Below are 19,559 nucleotides of genomic sequence, written 5' to 3' on the forward strand. Positions count from 1 at the left end.
CGGAATAATATAGTCGTTTTCTCATGCTTGCTTTTAGCGGGCAATTTTCTTATTAGGAGTTCTCCGCAGAAAAACATTCCTATGTAATAAAAACGTGCCGGATAACTCACTTTCCGGCACGTTTCTTCTGTTATACCAAATAATTCATAAGCATACCAGCCATGGCATAATTCAGCTGTGTCGTTCCATAGCGCCCCATAAACTGATAGGGATCATAGATGGAAAACTGGCTGCTTTCCTCTGTCTCATAGTTGGTCAGGCTCTCCGGACTTGTCCGCATGGCGCCTGCTGCCTTATTAAAGAGATTCTGTGCAATTCCATTGGAACCGGATATCAGGTCCTTAGTAAGCTTTGGCTCTTCCTTTAAGGACTTTTCCAGCTTCTCAGTATCCAGAGCCAGAGTTCCATCCTTTTCTTTAGAAATCCCCAGCCGCTTTAAGGTACTGTCTGCACCCAGATTCGCTCCAAGCCGGTCCAGCTGGTCCGATACGCCGGACCCCCGGTCAATGTTCTTGCCAAGAAATTTCACTGCGTCGTTATAGCTGTCAACCAGCTCCGACATGCTCTTTACGATCTTTTCTGTATCAGCCTGAAGACTGACGGTTGTTTTTCCCGTATCTTTCAGCTTTGCAGATATTCGTCCCGCATCCAGGGACACGTCATTGGTCTGGGAGGTATAATTACGGGTCACATTCCGCTCCGTAACAGAATACTGTGCATTCTGGGCGGCTGTAACCGTCTTTTCTGCACCTGCCGCAGCTCCCATATCTCCTGATACCGTAAATCCATGATCCGTTCCTGTAGACTTGCTTTGAAGCTTCAGGGTCATAACCCCTTTTTCCTCAGTCAATGCTGCCGTAACACCGCTGTTTCCGGCGTTGATCTGCCTGGCAGCCTCTTCAAGCATTTCCTTATTGGTCCTTGCCGTTCCGTCAGCCTTTGAGGCGCTCACCTGAACCGACAGGGAACTTCCCTTCTGAGCGAGGGTAAAATCCATATCCGAAACAGCCTGATCCAAAGCCTTTACTCCGTCACTTACATTGGTCTGGGCTTTTGCCACCGACTCCACATCAAGAGTCATTTCCTTGGATGTCCTGGACGAATATTTTAAGGCTGCCTCTGCCACTGCTGTGTCTGAACTGACAGCAGCCATCTTATTGGCAACGCTTCCCGAGTTTGCACTCCGCAGTGAATTGGCTGAACTCATCACGTCCGTCATAGTTGAGCTGTAAGACTTTATAAATTCCAGTCCGCCGTTGTTGTAATAGGAACTCACTCTGGAAACGGGCTTTACCGCCTGAAGGCTTTGCTGGTATCTTGGATTCTTTTCTAAAGCCCTTTCAAGGCGCATCTGGCTGACGTTCTGATAATAATTATAATCACTGGAACCTACTTTTCCAACTGCCATCCTTCTCATCTCCTTTCCCGCAAAGAAGACGCTTCCCCTCCGTCCTATATGCGTATTTTCACATCTGGTTATCTTCTGTCTTCGATTATAGTCATCTTCATTATAATATAAGCGCTCCTCCGCCACAATACCCTGAGGAAATTTTTTCCATATCTTAATTTCTGTCCATCAGCTTGCAGAATATAACTCCCACAATGGTAGAAATCAGGGTGGCCGCCAAAGCAGGCCCTACCACTGCCGTAGGATTGGGGCTGCCGTACTGGCTTCTGTAGGCAATCATGGTGACCGGAATCAATTGGAGGGAGGAAATATTGATAATGAGAAAAGTACACATCTCATTGCTTGCCGTCTCTTCCGAAACTGTTCTTCCTTTATAAACACCTTTAGAAGCCTCTTCCCTCCGCTTTTTCTCCAGATCCTTTAAAGACTCCATAGCTTTAAGCCCTGCCGGAGTCGCCGCCCAGCCAAGGCCAAGAATATTTGCAATAATATTGGTGGAAATATACTCCAAGGATGGATGGTTTCCCGGAATTCCAGGAAAAAGAAACTTAAGAATTGGTCCCATTTTCTGGGACAGCCTCTCAATAAGCCCCGACTTCTGCCCGATCTCCATAATTCCCGTCCAGAAGGACATGATTCCCAGCATGGTGATGCACAGCATAACTGCTTCTTTTGCAGAGTTTATAGCCCCCTCTGTCACTGCGTTTAAATTTCCATGGAGAGCTCCCCAGATAACCCCCACCAGCATCATAAAGGCCCAGATAACATTTAACATGGTCTTCCTGCTTCCTGCTTCTTTGATTTATCTTATTCCCATTTTAAGCCTGTTATGATTTCTCATGGGATGAAAAAGAAGACGCCTCTGGCTTAAGGCGCCTTCTCATATTATTTCTCTCCAACCAAATCCTTCATAACCTCTTCCACGGTTTCAATCCGCTCCGCCTTATATGCGTTGCTTCCGCAGAATATAAGACCGTCCTCCATCCGTCCCTCTGCTGAGTCCACCAGGGCCTTTGTGATGCAGTAAGGAATAGTCTGCCTGTCACATTTCTCCAGACACTGGTAACAATGCTCCAGACGGAAGGGAATGTTCCCCACTCCCTCTAAAAACCGGTTCTTAATGGCCCTTCCGGGCATACCAACCGGACTTTTTGTAATGACAATGTCTTCTTTCTTAGCGTTGATATACGCCTGCTTATAAGCTTCCGGCGCATCACATTCCACCGTGGTCACAAAACGGGTAGCTACCTGAACCCCGTCAGCCCCCAGAGATATCTGGTGAAGAACATCCTCATGGGAATAGATTCCTCCGGCAGTCACCACCGGAATCACCTTGTTATATTTGTCTCCGTATTCCTTTACCAGACGTATGATGCCTCTGACTTCTTCATCGTAATCCGCCTGCTTATAAGTATGCTCCACGTCATCCGTATCCACGCCAAGCTCAGCTAAGTCTTCCTTGGAAAATCCCAGATGGCCTCCTGCCAATGGTCCTTCAATCACCACCAGATCCGGGGCCTGATGGTATTTCCGGTCCCACATCTTGCAGATGACCATAGCGGATTTTACAGTGGAAACAATGGGAGCGATTTTGGTTTTCAGCTTGATTCCAGCCTCTTCCGCTGCCTCAGCCACATATTCGGGCAGGCTTACAGGCAGCCCTGCTCCGGAAATAATCAAATCTGCACCGGCCTTTACAGCCTTTTTCACATAATTGGCATAACCTTTGGTTGCAACCATAATGTTAAAGCCGATAATTCCCTCCGGCGCAATTTCTCTGGCCTTTTTCAGCTCTGTTCCAATGGCCCTCAAATTGGCCTCTAAGGGGTTAGTCAGAAAGTCAGGCTCCCGAAAACCGATCTGGGCAGTGGAAATGATTCCAACTCCTCCGGCCTTTGCCACTGCTCCAGCCAAAGAAGAAAGGCTGATTCCAACTCCCATACCGCCCTGAATGACCGGATTCTTTGCTACCAGGTCTCCTATTATCAATGGTTTTAATGTTCCCATTACATTCTCCTAAATCTATCATATCTTTGATTTGCAAGTTCTTCCTTGGTCATATCAAGGTATGTGTTAAAAAATTCCGTCATGGCCTTATCCATTTCTTCTGCAATAGCAGGAATCGTCTCTTCACTGGCAGGCTCTTCCTCAGAAATAATCCGTTCAATCAGACCCAGCTCCATCAAATCCTTGGCCGTGATCTTCATGACTCTGGCCGCATCATTTGCCTTTTTGCTGTCCTTGTAAAGAATGGAGGCAAAGCCTTCCGGAGAAAGAATGGAATAAATGGAATTTTCCATCATCCAGACTTCATTTCCCACTGCCATGGCAAGGGCTCCTCCGCTTCCGCCTTCTCCGATTACGATAGAAAGGACGGGAACGGTCAAATCCGCCATTTCAAATAAATTCCTGGCTATGGCCTCACCCTGGCCCCGTTCCTCTGCCTCCAGGCCGCAGAAGGCGCCGGGAGTATCCACAAAACAAACAATGGGGCGTCCAAAGCATTCCGCCTGCTTCATCAGGCGCAGAGCCTTCCTGTATCCGTCAGGAGAAGGCATTCCGAAGTTGCGCTTAATGTTATCCTTTGTGTTCTTTCCCTTTTCCTGCCCGATGACAGTAACCGGCATCCCGTGGAAAGAAGCAATTCCTCCCACAATAGCCCCGTCATCCTTAAAGTAACGGTCTCCCGCAAACTCCATAAAATCATCAAAAACAGCACGGATATAATCCGATGCAACAGGACGGTCCCCGCTTCTGGACAGCAGAACCGTATCCCAGGCGCTTCTCTTGTGCTTTTTCAAGTGGAAAATCTTCTTTTTTCCACCTTCCTGCTCTGTTTTTACCTCATTATCCACATGAGACTCCATTTTAGCCTGTGGATTGTGGAGCCTTAAGATAGAGGATAAGGTTTCCCTCATCTCTTCCCTGGGCACGATCTTATCGATGAAACCATGCTCCAGCAAAAACTCCGCCCTCTGAAATCCTTCCGGAAGCTTCTGCCCAATGGTCTGCTCAATAACCCTGGGGCCTGCAAATCCAATTAAGGCCCCCGGCTCTGCCAGGATAATATCTCCAAGCATGGCAAAGCTGGCAGTTACTCCGCCTGTGGTGGGATCAGTCAAAATGCTGACATAAAGCTGGCCTGCATCGTGATGGCGCTTTAAGGCCGCAGAGGTCTTAGCCATCTGCATCAGGGACACGATTCCCTCCTGCATTCTGGCACCGCCGGAACAGGCAAAGAGAATAACAGGAAGCTTTTCCTCTGTAGCCCGTTCTACTGCTCTTGCAATCTTCTCTCCCATCACACGGCCCATACTGCTCATGATAAACCGGGCGTCACAGACTCCTATGACGGTTTTCTGACCGTTTATCTCACATGTACCTGTTACAATGGCCTCAGAAAGCCCGGTCTTTTCCCTGGCAGCCGACACCTTCTTATCATAGCCCGGAAAATCCAGGGGATTGGCAAACTCCATCTCCTTATCCCACTCTACAAAGGTTCCCTCATCAGCAGTCATCTCAATCCTGCGGTAAGCATGAACCCGGAAATAACCCTTGCACTTGGGGCAGATAAAATGATTATTCTTCACATCCTCTGCATAAATGGGCTGGCAGCATTTATTGCATTTTCTCCACAGTCCGGCCGGAATATTAGGTTCCTCTGCCTTTTCCGAAGCCTTATATTTGCTGTCTATCAGTGTGTAAGTCTTCTTAAACATGGTTTTTAACATAAGATACGCTCCTTTGCCTGCTTACCGCACATAATCCGGGAAAAATTTAGGGATGAAATCCGTATCCACGTCTCCGTCCCGGTAAGCCTCATGGCTTAAGATCTCGAACTGGAAATCCACATTGGTTTCAATTCCCTCTATGATCAGTTCCCCAAGGGCACTTCTCATCTTTGCAATGGCGCCCTCCCGGTCCTTTCCATGGACAATCAGCTTCATCAGCATGGAATCATAGTTGGCCGGAACCTTGTAACCATTGTAAATATGTGTATCAACCCGAACCCCGTTGCCTCCCGGCACATGAACGTTGGTGATGAGCCCGGGACTGGGCATAAAGTTCTTTTCCGGATTTTCCGCATTGATTCTGCACTCAATGGCATGGCCCTTAATAGAAACATCTTCCTGGGAAAAACTCAAAGGCTCTCCTGCTGCAATCCGGATCTGCTCCTTAATTAAATCCAGGCCGGTCACCATCTCAGTAACTGGATGCTCCACCTGAATTCTGGTATTCATCTCCATAAAATAAAAGTTCTTGTGCTTATCCAGAAGGAATTCAATGGTTCCTGCATTTTCATATCCAACAGCCTTTGCCGCCCGGACCGCAACCTCACCCATTTTATTTCTCAGCTCCTCAGAAATAGCAACTGAAGGGGATTCCTCCAGCACCTTCTGATGGCGTCTCTGTATGGAACAGTCGCGCTCTCCCAAATGCACTACATTTCCATGGCTGTCAGCCATGATCTGAAACTCAATATGTCTCGGTTTTTCAATGTATTTCTCAATATACATGGTATCGTCGGAAAATCCCTTTACCGATTCCATCTGGGCATTGTTAAAGTTGGCATCAAAATCCTCTAAGCCCCTTGAAATCCTCATGCCCTTACCGCCGCCGCCGGAAGAAGCCTTGATCATAACGGGAAAACCGGTTTTCACTGCCATTTCCCTGGCTTCCGCCACATTATGAACCGCTTCCTTTCCGCCTGGAACCACAGGAACCCCTGCCTCGATCATAGTTTTTCTGGCTTCCGATTTATTCCCCATCTTATTGATGATTTCCGCACCAGGTCCGATAAAGGTAATGTTGCATTTTTTACAAAGCTCCGCAAATCTGGCATTTTCCGAAAGAAAGCCAAATCCCGGATGAATGGCATCCGCCTTCATGGCAACCGTAGCCGTAAGAATACGCTCCATATTTAAGTAACTCTGGGTGGAGGCAGCCGGCCCGATGCAAATGGCCTCGTCAGCCAGCAAGGTATGAAGGCTGTCTCTGTCCGCTTCCGAATAAACGGCAACCGTTTTAATGCCCATTTCCCTGCAGGCCCTGATAATACGCACCGCGATCTCCCCGCGGTTGGCAATTAAAATCTTATCAAACATAGACATACCCCTATCCAATCATAAATGTCAGCTCTGCACTGGCAGCCAGCTTGCCATCTACAGTTGCCACTGCTTTTCCTACGCCCACAGGCCCCTTGCGCTTGATGATCTCACATTCCAGCTTTAATTTATCTCCCGGAATGACCTTTTTCTTGAATTTTGCATTATTGATTCCGCCGAAATAACCTACCTTGCCCTTATTTTCTTCCAGGCTTAACATTGCCACAGATCCTACCTGAGCCAAAGCTTCAAGGATAAGAACTCCCGGCATCACCGGTTCCTGAGGAAAATGTCCCCTAAAAAAAGACTCATCATAAGTCACACATTTATATCCGGTTGCCTTAACCCCCGGTTCAAACTCCTCAATATAATCCACCAGTAAAAATGGATGTCTGTGAGGAATGATTTCCTGAATTTCTTTAATACCTAACATCACACGTCCTCCTTATTAATTTCCTGCTGCGGGATATTTGATTTGAAAAGAGAGGCCCAGCCTCTGGACCTCTCTTTCGATTTACCGGATACGGAACAGAGGCTGACCGTACTCCACCACATCTTCATTTCCTGCCAGAATGGCTTCCACCACACCATCGTATTCGCATTCAATTTCATTCATTAACTTCATGGCTTCGATGATTCCAAGGACCTGGCCCTTTTTCACCGGATCACCCACCTTGACAAAGGGATCACTGTCAGGGGAAGCCGCATTATAAAATGTTCCCACCAAAGGAGAAGATACAATCTTGTCAGAGGAAATTTCCTCCTTTGTGTCCCCAGCCACTGCTGAAGAAGCTGCAGAAGCCGCCAGAACGGGCTGTACAAAGTCACCTGTCTGCATCTCCCTTGTCACCACCGGACCGGAGGACAGAGTCACAATCTCTTTCTCTTTTCTGATGGAAAGTTTTATATTTCCCTCTTCCAACGTAAACTTGGTCAGGCCATTTTCCGAAACAGCCTGCATCAGCCTGATAATATCATTGATTTCCATAGAATGCCTCCTACTGTTCAAACTTCTTTACAAGAATGCTGGCATTGTGTCCGCCAAATCCCAGGGAATTGCTGATGGCGTATGTCACATCACTGGAAACGCCCTCTCCCTTGGTATAATTCAAATCACAGCCTTCGCCCTCTTCAGTCAAACCGGCAGTGGCATGAACGAATCCATCTCCAATGGACTTGACACAGGTGATGAATTCCACACCTCCTGCAGCCCCTAACAGATGGCCCACCATGGATTTGGTGGAATTAATCTTCACAGCCTTTGCATGATCTCCCAAAGCAGTCTTAATAGCCATGGTTTCAAACAAATCATTGTGATGAGTGCTGGTGCCGTGAGCATTGATATAATCAATATCAGAGGGGGAAATTCCCGCATCTGCAATAGCATCTGTCATGGCCCTTGCCGCACCGCTTCCATCCTCTGCAGGGGAAGTGATGTGGTAAGCGTCACAGGTAGCGCCATAGCCCACAACCTCACCGTAAATAACCGCATTTCTGGCAAGAGCATGCTCCAGCTCCTCCAGAACCACTACGCCTGCTCCTTCTCCCATAACAAAGCCGCTTCTGTCCTTATCAAAAGGAATAGAAGAACGGAGAGGATCGTCGGAAGTAGTAAGCGCTGTCAGAGAAGTAAATCCAGCCACACCGATAGGCGTAACGCTGGCTTCCGCTCCGCCTGCCACCATCACATCTGCCTCACCGTACTGGATAGAACGGAATGCTTCACCAATGGAATGAGTTCCAGTGGCACAAGCGGTTACCACGTTAATGCACTTTCCTTTTAATCCAAACTGAATGCTCACATTTCCGGCAGCCATATTGGAAATCATCAGAGGAACCAGAAGGGGATTCACCCGGCCCGGTCCTTTTTCCAGCAGCTTGGTATGCTCACGCTCCATAACCTGCAGGCTTCCGATTCCGGAGCCTACGCTGACTCCAACCCGGTAAGGATCTTCCTTTTCCACGTCAATGCCGGACATTTCCAAAGCCTCTTTAGAAGCTGCCACTGCAAACTGCACGAACCGCTCCATTCTCTTAGCTGCCTTTGGGTCCATATAATTCTTAGGATCAAAATCCTTTACCTCAGCCGCCAGCTTTGCCTTATAATCCGTTGTATCAAACTGGGTAATAGGTCCGATTCCTACCTTTTTTTCCTTTAAACCATTCCAAAAGCTTTCTACATCATTTCCGATAGGAGTAATGGCCCCCATACCGGTTACTACAACTCTTCTCTTCATACCGTTCTCCTCTCCTTACATCGCCATGCCGCCGTCTACGCTGATTACCTGACCAGTTATATATCCGGCCTCTTCCGATGCCAGAAATGCAGCCATAGCCGCAATATCATCTGCTTCTCCAAAACGCTTCATAGGGATCTGCTCCAGGCTGGCCGCCTTTACCCCTTCCGATAAAACCTCAGTCATTGCCGTATTGATAAATCCAGGAGCCACAGCATTTACCGTAATTCCCCTGCTTGCAACTTCTCTTGCAAAGGACTTGGTAATTCCGATAACACCTGCCTTAGCAGCACAGTAATTGGCCTGCCCCGGGTTTCCAAGAACACCGGAAACAGAGGAAATGTTGATAATCCTTCCGCTCTTCTGTTTGATCATCTGGCGGGCCACATGCTTCATACAGTTGAACACACCCTTTAAATTGGTATTGATAACAGCGTCAAAATCCTCCTCAGACATTTTCATCAGAAGATTATCTCTCGTAATGCCAGCATTGTTAACCAGAATATCCAGCTTCCCGTATTTCTTGATAACACCGTCTAAAAATACGCCTACGCTCTCATAATCTGCCACATTGCACTGAACAGCTTCCGCCTTGCCGCCTTTTTCCTCAATCTCTTTCACCACTTCCAGAGCCTGAGAATCAGAGCCATTATAATTAATAACCACTGTAGCTCCCTGGCCTGCCAGCTTTAAGGCAATTGCCTTTCCAATACCCCTGGCTGCTCCGGTCACTACTGCTATTTTGCCGTTTAACATACTTGCTCCCTCCATCAAAGATCCGATAACTTATCCATATCTTCCAGTTTCTCTATATTAAAGACTTTAACATCTCTGGCAATCTTCTTCATAAACCCTGCCAGGGTCTTCCCCGGCCCGATTTCAATAAAGGTGTCCACCCCGTCTGCCAGCATGGTTTCCACGCTCTGCTGCCAGCGTACGGAAGAATACACCTGCTTTTCCAGTAAAGGCTTTACCATGGACTCATCTGTCACATACTCTGCGGTCACATTAGCCACGTAAGGAATCTTAGGGGAAGAAATCTCCACTCCCTTTAACACCTCTCCCAGCTTTTCTCCTGCACCTTTGAGCATGACAGAGTGAAACGGCCCGCTTACATTTAACATCAGAGCACGCTTTGCGCCTGCTGCCAAAAGCTTTTCATTGGCCTCTTCCACTGCCTCTTTTTTACCTGATATAACGATCTGTCCGGGACAGTTATAATTGGCGATCTGGACTCCCTCCATACCGCTTAATACCTCTTCAATTTTAGAGGCATCTAAGGCCAGAATGGCAGCCATGGCTCCCACTCCCACCGGAACGGCCTCCTGCATCAGGATTCCCCTCTGCCTTACGGTCAGAATGGCATCCCCGTCACTCATTACACCTGCTGCTGCAAGAGCACAATATTCTCCCAGACTAAGGCCTGCCGCCACATCCGGCTTAATACCCTTTTCTGCTTCCAGCACTCTCATCATGGCAATGCCGGTAGTCACCATAGCCGCCTGGGTATATTCTGTAATGTCCAGCCGGTCATTCTTTTCAAAGCATAATTCCGGTACAGAAAAACCTAAAAGCCCTGAGGCCATATCATATATTTCTCTTCCTATGGTTGTCTGCTCATAAAAATCCTGGCCCATTCCGCTGTACTGCGCACCCTGACCTGGGAAAATAAATGCGATCCTGCTCATATTCAAACTCCTCTTTAGCAGCCAAGCAGCTTTTCTGCCTGTGCTATCATCTCTTCAATCATTTCCTTGCAGCTCTGTTCTTTTTCGATCATACCTGCAATCTGGCCTGCCATAACAGTGCCGTTTGTAATATCTCCCTCCTGGACAGCCTTTCTCAAGGTTCCAAGGGTCATATACTCCAGCTCTTCAAAAGATCTGCCTTCCTGTTCCAGTCTGGCATACTCTCTCGTCATCTGGTTTCTCAAGGATCTTACAGGGTGTCCGTGGGTCCGTCCCGTCACTGCGGAATCAATGTCCTTTGCCTTGATGATCCTCTGTTTGTAATTCTCATGTACAATGGATTCTTTGGAAACCACAAATCTGGTTCCAATCTGAACAGCCTCCGCACCCAGCATAAAGGCTGCTGCAATGCCTCTTCCGTCACCAATACCGCCTGCTGCGATCACTGGAATGGATACTGCATCTGCTACCTGGGGAACCAGGGTCATAGTAGTCTGCTCTCCGATATGGCCGCCGGATTCACATCCTTCCGCCACCACCGCATCAGCACCGTAACGCTCCATTCTCTTAGCCAGAGCCACAGAAGCCACAACAGGAATTACCTTAATTCCGGCAGACTTCCACATATCCATATATTTTTCAGGGTTTCCGGCTCCGGTGGTTACCACCTTAATGCCTTCCTCCACAACTACCTTTGCCACTTCCTCAGCATGAGGACTTAACAGCATCACATTAACACCAATAGGCTTATTGGTCAGAAGCTTTGCCTTGCGGATCTCATCCCGGACAACTTCTGCCGGAGCATTAGCTCCGCCGATCAATCCCAGACCGCCTGCTTCCGATACAGCCGCCGCCAGATGATGCTCAGCCACCCAGGCCATTCCGCCCTGGATAATGGGATGGTCGATTCCCAAAAGTTCTGTAATTCTGGTTTTCATTACGCTTCCACGCCCTTTGCTTTTAAATAATCCATAACCTGACCCACTGTAGTCAGCTTCTCTAAATCCTCAGATGGGATTTCCACTGAATACTCGTCTTCCAGTGCCATAACCAGTTCAAATAAATCCAAAGAATCAGCTCCTAAATCTTCCTTAAAAGAAGACTCTGCTGTAACGATATCTGCCTCAACATTCAACTGCTCTGCAATAATTTCTTTCATTTTCTCTAACATAATTTTAATCTCCTTTTACACTTTCATTCATTTAAGTTTTTATGCTATTACTTTGAATTTCAAAGTATTAGTCAAAATCATTACCACTCCAAAAGAGTGGCTCCCCAGGTTAACCCTGCGCCAAAGCCAGCAAGTATCAGCTTATCTCCCTGCTGTAATTTTCCTTCCCGGTTCATCTCATCCAGTAAAATGGGTATGGTAGCTCCCGAAGTGTTCCCAAACCGTTCTAAATTGGTGGGCAGCTTCTCCATAGGTATCTTTAACCTTTTTGCGATGGATTCAAAAATCCGGTAATTTGCCTGGTGCAGAATAAAATATTTAATTTCCTCTATGTCGGTTTCCGACTCAGCCAGCACCTTGTTAATGGATTCCGGTACCGTTTTAACGGCGAACTTAAAAACTTCCTGGCCATCCATTGTCATGTATCCAAGCTCTGGTCCCTTTTCCGTCAAAAAGTTGCCTGTGGTCCGTCCCGGACACGCCAAAGCACTTCCTCTGGTGCCGTCGGCTCCCATTGTCATATGAAAGCTTCCGGTTTCCTCAGCCCTTACAACTGCCGCTCCTGCTCCATCTCCAAAAAGAACGCAGGTGCCTCTGTCATTCCAGTCAATGAGCTTGCTTAATGTATCCGCTCCAATGACCAGCCCTGTCTTGTAAATCCCTGCCTTAAAAAAGCTGTGGGCCGTATTCAAGGCATAGACAAACCCGGAGCAGGCTGCGCTTAAATCAAAAGCAACCGCATGGCTGGCTCCGATTGCCGCCTGTACCTCGCAGGCGCCGCTGGGAAAACAGCAGTCCGCAGAAGATGTGGCTAAAATGATGATATCCAGCTCCTCTGCAGATATCCCTGCATTTTCAAGAGCCTTCCTGGCCGCCTCTGCCGCCATATGGGAAGTTCCGGATCCTTCCGTTGCAATCCGCCTCTCCCTGATTCCTGTTCTGGTCCGTATCCATTCATCACTGGTTTCCACGACCTTTGACAGATCGTCATTGGTCACCACCTGTTCCGGTACAGCAGAACCTGTTCCTATAATTTTAGTTGTCATAAATTCCCCCATCCATGCTGCCCTATTCCCTGGAATAGGGGCCTGCATACTGCGTTGGATTCGCTGGCATTTCTTTTTTTTATAATTACTTTGATTTTCAAACTAATTCTATAATAAAGAAACATGAATTGTCAAGAGAAATTTTACAATTCATTTTTTATCAAGTACTGGTACACTTCCCTTTTGCTGATTCCTCTGTCCTTAGCCACCATCCGCATGGCGTCTTTGTGGTCTATTCCCTGACTCTCATAACGGGCCATGTGATCCTCTATGGATATTTCCTCAAACGCCTTGGAACGGTCCTCCTTTATCTCCTGAATGCTCCTGCCCTCTATGACAATGACACACTCTCCCTTGGGAGTTTCCTCTTCATAAGCCCTTAAAGCTTCCTCAAAGGTTGTCCGAAAAGCAGTTTCAAACCGTTTCGTAAGCTCCCTGCAGACCGTAATCCTACGGTTTCCCAAAGCTTCATAAAGCTCTGACAAGGTTCTGACAAGGCGGTGAGGCGCTTCATAAAGAATCATAGTTCTGGTCTCATTCTTTAACTCCTCCAGAATCCATTGCTTTTCCTTCTTATCTGAAGGCAAAAATGCCTCAAAACAAAAACGTCTTGTCCCAAGACCGGAAATGGTCAAAGCCGTAATACAGGCCGCAGGCCCAGGAAGAGAGGTCAGCTCAATTCCCGCCTCATAACACTGCTTCACCAGCTCCTCCCCCGGATCTGAAATCCCCGGAGTTCCCGCATCCGTAATCAAAGCCACATTTACACCCTGTTCCATCTTCTCCACAAGGTACTTTGCCTTTTCTACCTTATTATATTCATGATAGCTGGTCATCGGGGTCTTAATATCAAAATGATTCAAAAGCTTGATGCTATGTCTGGTGTCCTCCGCCGCAATCAAATCCACTTCCTTTAAGGTATTTAAAACCCTTAAAGTAATATCTTCCAGATTCCCAATAGGCGTTGCACATAAAAATAACTTTCCTTTTTTCTCTTCCAATGTTCACTCCTGCTAATTTCTGCTCCGACTGTCTTCTCTTCTGGTCAATACCCGAAAACTATATCAATATCCATAAACCGTATAAATCTGTTCCGTATACACCCCTGGCTCCTTATATACAATAATCGGGGCCTCCACCTTAATCATGGATTTCCCTCCCCTCACCGCTTCAATGAGAACCATATTGGCTTCCCTATCCACAAAGGGATGAACCAGCTTCATCCGCTTAGGCTCCAGTTTTTGTTCCTTTAAGGCAGTTATAATCTCTATAAGCCGGTGAGGCCGGTGTACCATATAAAACCGCCCTCCTGGCCTTAAAAGCCTGGCTGCCTCCCTCACCACATCTTCCAAGGTGCAAAGCACCTCATGCCGGGCAATGGCCTTTGGCAGATTCGGGTTCTTAAGTCCATGGGAATCGTTCATATAAGGAGGATTTGACGTCACCACGTCAAAGGAAGCCGCACCAAGCAAACGGCTGGCTTCCTTTATATCTCCCGTCACAATAGAAACTTTTTCTTCCAGATGATTTAAGGCCACACTCCGTCTGGCCATATCAGCCATTTCTTCCTGAATCTCCAGACCTGTATAATGAAGCCCTTCATATTTAGCCTCTAAAAGAATGGGAATGATTCCAGTGCCTGTCCCAAGATCCACCGCCTTTTCCCCTGCCTTCACCTGAGCAAAGCCGGAAAGAAGGACCGCATCCATCCCAAAACAAAACCCATCTTTTTTCTGAATGATCTGATACCCATTTCTCTGCAGATCATCAATGCGTTCATTTTCTTTTAAATCAATTGTCATCTAACTTGGACTTTCCTTCTCTCTTTTCCAGAGCCTCCAAAGCCCGCAGCTCCGCATCGTTCACCTGGTTCTTATCCCGGCGTCTTCTGGGCTTGAATTTAAGCTGCTCCACCTTGTACTCCCTGATTTCCTTCTCATCTTTCATGGTAACGATCACCTTTACAAGCTGCCGCAGGACGCTGACAGAGTGAACCTCACCCTTAAGCCCGTCATCGGTAGTAACGAAATCACCTACACTGGGAAGCTTGCTGTTTAAATCTTCATAAGTTTCCTCTTCATTTTTCAGACAGCACATCAGCCTTCCGCATACACCGGAAATCTTGGTGGGATTTAGAGAAAGATTCTGCTCCTTTGCCATCTTAATGGAAACCGGTATGAATTCAGACAAATAAGAGTGACAGCACAAAGTCCTGCCGCAAACTCCGATTCCTCCCACAATTTTAGTCTCATCCCTTACGCCTACCTGGCGAAGCTCAATTCTGGTCTTGAAAACCGAAGCCAAATCCTTTACCAGCTCCCTGAAATCAATTCTTCCATCCGCGGTAAAATAAAACAGAACCTTATTGTTATCAAAGGTATATTCCGCATCAATCAGCTTCATCTGAAGCCCATGCTTGCGGATCTTTTCCTTGCATATCTTAAAGGCTTCCTTTTCCTTTTCGTGGTTTCTCTTTTCCACATCATCATCCGCCTTGGTGGCCATCCGGATGACCTGCTTCAAAGGCTGTACCACCTTTTCATCCTCCACCTCCCGGCAGCCCAAAACCACGTAACCATATTCAATTCCTCTGGCAGTTTCCACAATCACATGATCCCCTGCCTTAACTTCCAGGCTGACGGGATCAAAGTAATAGATTTTTCCTGCGTTCCGGAACCGGACTCCAATTACTTTTATCATTAATTAATTCTCCTTCATAACGAGCAGCATCAGCTCCATAGCCAGTTCCATATTCACATTGGCATCCAGACGAATCCTGGCCTTGTCAATGGCTTGTAATATCGCCTCAATTCCATCATAGGCGCTGGCAGAGCCCATCTCCCTGATTGTATTGTATTCTTCTCTAAAAACCAGAAGATTGATGTCCTTTGTCACCTTATACATTAAAATATCCCGATACCAGATCTGCATAAAATCAAGACAGCTCCGGATATCCAGGTTCTCATCCTTCATTTTCTTAATATAGAAAAGAAGCTCTGTAATATCCATACTCCTTAAATGCTTCAGCATATGAAGAAGCTCCGTATACATAAGCTGAAACTCCTCAGAGGAAGCCAGATAAATGGCCCTGCCCAGGTTTCCCCTGGCAAATGCGCTGTAAATTTCAGCCCTGCTCTCCTTAATACCCAAAGATCCCACCAAATAGGATTTGATTACCGAATCCTGCAACGGCTTTAATTTAAGCTGAATGCACCTGGAAAGAATGGTGGGAAGAAATACCTCCTGATTGGTAGTAAGCAACATAATCACCGCATAAGAAGGTGGCTCTTCAATGGTCTTTAAAAGAGCATTCTGAGCCTGAACCGTCATCTTCTCCGCCTCATCCACAATATATATTTTATAATAACTGCTGTAGGGCCGTATCATAATGGTATCATGAATCTGTTCCCTCACATCATCGACACCAATACTGCCTGTCTTCTCATGAGTCACATAAATCAGATCCGGATGATTTCCGCTCATCACCTGCTTGCAGGCGTGGCATTCCATACAAGGTTCGTTTTTCCCCTTTTCACAGAGAAGTGTCATAGCAAATGCGTTAGCTATGGATTTGCGCCCCATACCAGCCTCTCCTGTAAGAATATAGGCATGAGAAACGTGATTTGATTCAATGGCCCTTTGCAAATGTTCTTTAATATTCTCGTGGCCAATGATGTCCTGAAATCCCGGCATAGAGACACCTCCCCGCTATAAATAAATTTTGTATGCTGTGTTTAAGTCCGCAGTGCAGCCAGTGGAGCCGAAGGCTCCACTGGCTCACGGGCATTCGCCCTATGAAACAGGATAATTAAAATTTTTCTTATGTGCAAGCACAACGTAAAATTTTCCTTTCCCTGTTTCGCACTGCTCATCGCTTTCGTGAACATTATAACACATAACATTTACAGTCACAAGAAATAAGTATTGACAATTTACCCCTTATGACAATGATTTCTCCACATCCTTTGCGATTTCATCAATACACCCTTCCAGCTCATTATTACAAAACCGCCTCTCAATTCCACACCGTTTTAAATTCTCTTCCTTAAAATCCTCTTCATCTGCCAGAAACCGCCTGCAAAGCTCCTTGTACTTAGGAACCTTCTGGGTCCGTTCCCTTTCAAGAGCCCGCAACAGCCTGTCCCCATCCTCAACCTCAACATAAATAGGAATCAAATACTCCTCCCCATAATAAGACCTGGTCTTCTCATAAGATTCCAGGGTTCCTATCATCAGATACCCCTCTTCCCCTTCCAGATCAATCTGCCCGTCATCCACTGTAAAATAACACCATGGCCCATAAACAGTCTCATAAGTCCTCTCTTCTATAATCTTATTAGCCCGCCTGAATTCCTCTAACTTCTCCCCCGCCGTAAAATAATATTCCTCTCCATCCTTTTCCCCATCTCTGATAGGTCTGGTGGTATAAGGAATAACCCGTTTTAACTGGGGAAGCCGCTCCAAAAGCTTTTTATAAATCGTATCCTTGCCAGATGCGCTTTTTCCCATTACATAAAATATTTTACCCATTAATCTGTTCCATCCCGTTATTCTCTAGTTTACCGCTGATTCTTTTGTTTCCCAGTCATTATTTTATTTCTATTTCCTTAACCACATAAAGATATTTCCCGCTTTCATCTTCCATCCCCTGAACAGGAAGCCCCAGCCTCTGATATCTCATAATCAGGTCAATAATTTCCCTTTTCAGCACCTCTCCCGGTGCAGTAATGGGAATTCCCGGCGGATATACATAAACAAACTCCCCAGACACCCGTCCTGCTCCATCTGAAATAAGAACTCTCTCTCTAGCTCCATCCATGGCCTGTGCAATGGTCATCCTGCTATCCATGGCCATATCCCCTTCCGAAAATAACTCCTCTCCCTGTTCCTCTATTTCTCTCAAAGAAAGATCAGAATCAATTTCCAGTAAAGCCCCGCAAAGCCGGTCAAGCCCCTCCTGGCTGTCCGCCAGGGTAGTTATAGCCGTCACATAATCCGGACCGCACATTTCCATTTCCAGGTGATATTCTTTCCTCAGTCTTTCATCAAGCTCTGCCCCGGAAAGCCCTGTTCCCTTTGTGGAAATGATGATCTTAGAGCAATCCACATCATAAACTCCATACTTCCCTTTTTCTGATCCCGTAAACAGCCGGAGCCCCTTCATATCAGTCAGTCGTCTACGCACCCCATTGATTCTCTCATAAAAATCCCCCATTTCCTTCACACCTTCTACTGACATATACTGAATACAATTTTCAATTCCAGCCATCATCAAATAGGAAGGACTGCTGCTTTGATATATATGAACATAACGGTCCAGCCTTCCCATATCCACATACCCCTCTCTGACATGCATCAAGGCAGTCTGGGTAAAAGATGGCAGGGTTTTATGAACACTCTGAATCACAATATCAGCTCCCATCTCCAAAGCCGGCACCGGAAATCCAACTTTTTTTCCAAAAGGAAAATGGGCCCCATGAGCTTCATCCACAATCAAAGGTAACTGAAAACGGTGCACAACCTCAGCAATAGCGCGTATATCCGATACAATTCCATCATAAGTAGGAGATACCACAAGAACAGCCTCTATCTCTGGATGGTTTATCAACAGTTCCTCTACCTGTTCCGGTAATAATCCACCCTGAAGCCCCAATTCTCCCATTAATTGTGGATAAATATATTTTACATTCAAATCATTGAGGAAAACTCCGTGATAAGCAGACTTATGACAATTCCTGCTCATCAGAATGGTTCCGCCCCGTGACACAGTTCCACTTATGGCGCTCAATATTCCGCTGCTGCTTCCATTTACCAAATAATAAGTCTTATGGCTTCCATAAACTTCCGCTGCCCATTCCATGGATTCCTTTAAAATCTCCTCCGGATGGTGAAGGTTATCAAACCCATCAATTTCTGTAATATCTATAGAAAAGGGATTGGGAAAATTCCCGGCAAAAGACTTTCTAAACTGTCTTTTATGGCCCGGCATATGAAACGGATAAAAATCTGATTTCCCATACTCCATTAATTTCTTTAACAAGCCTGGTGCTTCACTCATAGTATAAACCACCTTTCCAACGATCAATCTAAAAACCTGATTTTCAGTATAGCATCCTTATCCTTTCTTTACAACTTCCCACAATACAAAAAAGCCCTGAAACATTTCTGTTTCAAGGCTTGTCCTGAGACATCGGGGATTCGAACCCCGGACAACTTGATTAAAAGTCAAGTGCTCTACCGACTGAGCTAATATCCCATATGCCCAAAGCCGGAATCGAACCAGCGACACGTGGATTTTCAGTCCACTGCTCTACCAACTGAGCTATCTGGGCGTATGCACTTGTAAGTACATCATCTAAAAATACTCACAAAAAATTGCGGGGGCAGGATTTGAACCTACGACCTTCGGGTTATGAGCCCGACGAGCTTCCAGACTGCTCCACCCCGCGCTATTATTTAATTATATTATATGCAGTGATCAAAATTTTAATCACCTAATGGATGGAGATGGATTCGAACCATCGAAGCTATCGCAACAGATTTACAGTCTGCCCCCTTTGGCCACTCGGGAACCCATCCATAATTTAATTTTTGTGATGCAAGCCGATGATCGGACTCGAACCGATAACCTGCTGATTACAAATCAGCTGCTCTGCCAATTGAGCCACATCGGCACAAATCTTCTCATATACCTATCTTGCATACGGAATGGGACCTATAGGGCTCGAACCTATGACCCTCTGCTTGTAAGGCAGATGCTCTCCCAGCTGAGCTAAGATCCCATAAACTGCTGAAATTTGATTTGCTTTCGCTCATCAAGCGGCTAATCTTCTGAGAAAATTATGCCAAACGACCCGGATGGGATTCGAACCCACGACCTCCGCCGTGACAGGGCGGCGCTCTA

The 19,559-nt window shown here is 46.5% G+C and carries 19 protein-coding genes and 6 tRNA genes; all 25 read right to left on the reverse strand.

Annotated elements, in window-relative coordinates:
• Positions 1 to 130: 130 nt before the first annotated feature.
• Entirely contained in the window at positions 131 to 1,408 is a 1,278-nt protein-coding gene (gene fliD / locus V7M78_RS05950) for a flagellar filament capping protein FliD (RefSeq protein ID WP_333647420.1), read from the reverse strand.
• A 154-nt stretch (positions 1,409 to 1,562) separates the two neighbouring features.
• Positions 1,563 to 2,183 (reverse strand): nucleoside recognition domain-containing protein, encoded by a 621-nt coding sequence (locus V7M78_RS05955; protein ID WP_333647422.1) that lies wholly within the window; start codon positions 2,181 to 2,183, stop codon positions 1,563 to 1,565.
• Between the two features lie 110 nt (positions 2,184 to 2,293).
• Positions 2,294 to 3,415, reverse strand: a complete 1,122-nt coding sequence (locus V7M78_RS05960; protein ID WP_333647424.1) for an NAD(P)H-dependent flavin oxidoreductase — start codon at positions 3,413 to 3,415, stop codon at positions 2,294 to 2,296.
• Positions 3,415 to 5,139 (reverse strand): acetyl-CoA carboxylase carboxyltransferase subunit alpha, encoded by a 1,725-nt coding sequence (locus tag V7M78_RS05965; protein WP_333647426.1) that lies wholly within the window; start codon positions 5,137 to 5,139, stop codon positions 3,415 to 3,417. The genes V7M78_RS05960 and V7M78_RS05965 overlap by 1 nt, the downstream gene beginning before the upstream one ends.
• 21 nt (positions 5,140 to 5,160) lie before the next feature.
• Positions 5,161 to 6,513, reverse strand: a complete 1,353-nt coding sequence (locus V7M78_RS05970; protein ID WP_333647428.1) for an acetyl-CoA carboxylase biotin carboxylase subunit — start codon at positions 6,511 to 6,513, stop codon at positions 5,161 to 5,163.
• A 10-nt stretch (positions 6,514 to 6,523) separates the two neighbouring features.
• Entirely contained in the window at positions 6,524 to 6,946 is a 423-nt protein-coding gene (gene fabZ, locus V7M78_RS05975) for a 3-hydroxyacyl-ACP dehydratase FabZ (RefSeq protein ID WP_333647430.1), read from the reverse strand.
• An 81-nt stretch (positions 6,947 to 7,027) separates the two neighbouring features.
• Positions 7,028 to 7,501 (reverse strand): acetyl-CoA carboxylase biotin carboxyl carrier protein, encoded by a 474-nt coding sequence (gene accB, locus V7M78_RS05980; RefSeq protein WP_333647432.1) that lies wholly within the window; start codon positions 7,499 to 7,501, stop codon positions 7,028 to 7,030.
• A gap of 10 nt (positions 7,502 to 7,511) precedes the next feature.
• Positions 7,512 to 8,750, reverse strand: coding sequence for a beta-ketoacyl-ACP synthase II (gene fabF, locus V7M78_RS05985; RefSeq protein WP_333647434.1), 1,239 nt, complete (start codon positions 8,748 to 8,750; stop codon positions 7,512 to 7,514).
• 15 nt (positions 8,751 to 8,765) lie between these two features.
• Entirely contained in the window at positions 8,766 to 9,506 is a 741-nt protein-coding gene (fabG, locus tag V7M78_RS05990; RefSeq protein WP_333647436.1) for a 3-oxoacyl-[acyl-carrier-protein] reductase, read from the reverse strand.
• A gap of 14 nt (positions 9,507 to 9,520) precedes the next feature.
• A complete protein-coding gene (gene fabD / locus V7M78_RS05995) occupies positions 9,521 to 10,438 on the reverse strand; it encodes an ACP S-malonyltransferase (RefSeq protein ID WP_333647438.1) in 918 nt (305 codons plus the stop codon).
• Positions 10,439 to 10,452: 14 nt separating this feature from the next.
• Positions 10,453 to 11,376: an enoyl-[acyl-carrier-protein] reductase FabK gene (gene fabK / locus V7M78_RS06000; protein WP_333647440.1), complete on the reverse strand. Its 924-nt coding sequence runs from the start codon at positions 11,374 to 11,376 to the stop codon at positions 10,453 to 10,455.
• Positions 11,376 to 11,609 (reverse strand): acyl carrier protein, encoded by a 234-nt coding sequence (gene acpP, locus V7M78_RS06005; protein WP_333647442.1) that lies wholly within the window; start codon positions 11,607 to 11,609, stop codon positions 11,376 to 11,378. The genes fabK and acpP overlap by 1 nt, the downstream gene beginning before the upstream one ends.
• A gap of 80 nt (positions 11,610 to 11,689) precedes the next feature.
• Positions 11,690 to 12,655, reverse strand: coding sequence for a beta-ketoacyl-ACP synthase III (locus V7M78_RS06010; RefSeq protein WP_333647444.1), 966 nt, complete (start codon positions 12,653 to 12,655; stop codon positions 11,690 to 11,692).
• 143 nt (positions 12,656 to 12,798) lie between these two features.
• Positions 12,799 to 13,656: a 16S rRNA (cytidine(1402)-2'-O)-methyltransferase gene (gene rsmI / locus V7M78_RS06015; protein ID WP_333647446.1), complete on the reverse strand. Its 858-nt coding sequence runs from the start codon at positions 13,654 to 13,656 to the stop codon at positions 12,799 to 12,801.
• A gap of 63 nt (positions 13,657 to 13,719) precedes the next feature.
• On the reverse strand, positions 13,720 to 14,457 hold the full coding sequence (locus V7M78_RS06020; RefSeq protein ID WP_333647448.1) for a tRNA1(Val) (adenine(37)-N6)-methyltransferase: 738 nt from the start codon (positions 14,455 to 14,457) through the stop codon (positions 13,720 to 13,722).
• The gene (locus V7M78_RS06025; protein ID WP_333647450.1) at positions 14,447 to 15,355 is read right to left on the reverse strand and encodes a PSP1 domain-containing protein; all 909 of its coding nucleotides are present in this window, start codon (positions 15,353 to 15,355) and stop codon (positions 14,447 to 14,449) included. Before V7M78_RS06025 ends, V7M78_RS06020 begins: the two co-directional genes overlap by 11 nt.
• A gap of 3 nt (positions 15,356 to 15,358) precedes the next feature.
• Positions 15,359 to 16,348: a DNA polymerase III subunit delta' gene (gene holB, locus V7M78_RS06030; RefSeq protein WP_333647452.1), complete on the reverse strand. Its 990-nt coding sequence runs from the start codon at positions 16,346 to 16,348 to the stop codon at positions 15,359 to 15,361.
• Between the two features lie 246 nt (positions 16,349 to 16,594).
• Positions 16,595 to 17,185, reverse strand: a complete 591-nt coding sequence (locus tag V7M78_RS06035) for a guanylate kinase (protein WP_333647454.1) — start codon at positions 17,183 to 17,185, stop codon at positions 16,595 to 16,597.
• 58 nt (positions 17,186 to 17,243) lie between these two features.
• Positions 17,244 to 18,713: an aminotransferase class I/II-fold pyridoxal phosphate-dependent enzyme gene (locus V7M78_RS06040; RefSeq protein ID WP_333647456.1), complete on the reverse strand. Its 1,470-nt coding sequence runs from the start codon at positions 18,711 to 18,713 to the stop codon at positions 17,244 to 17,246.
• A 125-nt stretch (positions 18,714 to 18,838) separates the two neighbouring features.
• Positions 18,839 to 18,911: transfer RNA gene (locus tag V7M78_RS06045), tRNA-Lys, on the reverse strand.
• Between the two features lie 3 nt (positions 18,912 to 18,914).
• Positions 18,915 to 18,987 (reverse strand) — tRNA-Phe (locus tag V7M78_RS06050).
• Positions 18,988 to 19,030: 43 nt separating this feature from the next.
• Positions 19,031 to 19,104 (reverse strand) — tRNA-Met (locus tag V7M78_RS06055).
• Between the two features lie 49 nt (positions 19,105 to 19,153).
• Positions 19,154 to 19,234, reverse strand: a tRNA-Tyr gene (locus V7M78_RS06060).
• A gap of 22 nt (positions 19,235 to 19,256) precedes the next feature.
• Positions 19,257 to 19,329, reverse strand: a tRNA-Thr gene (locus tag V7M78_RS06065).
• A gap of 35 nt (positions 19,330 to 19,364) precedes the next feature.
• Positions 19,365 to 19,437, reverse strand: a tRNA-Val gene (locus V7M78_RS06070).
• Between the last annotated feature and the right edge of the window lie 122 nt (positions 19,438 to 19,559).

It is taken from the genome of Lacrimispora sp., from assembly GCF_036758025.1.
Classification (GTDB): domain Bacteria; phylum Bacillota; class Clostridia; order Lachnospirales; family Lachnospiraceae; genus Lacrimispora.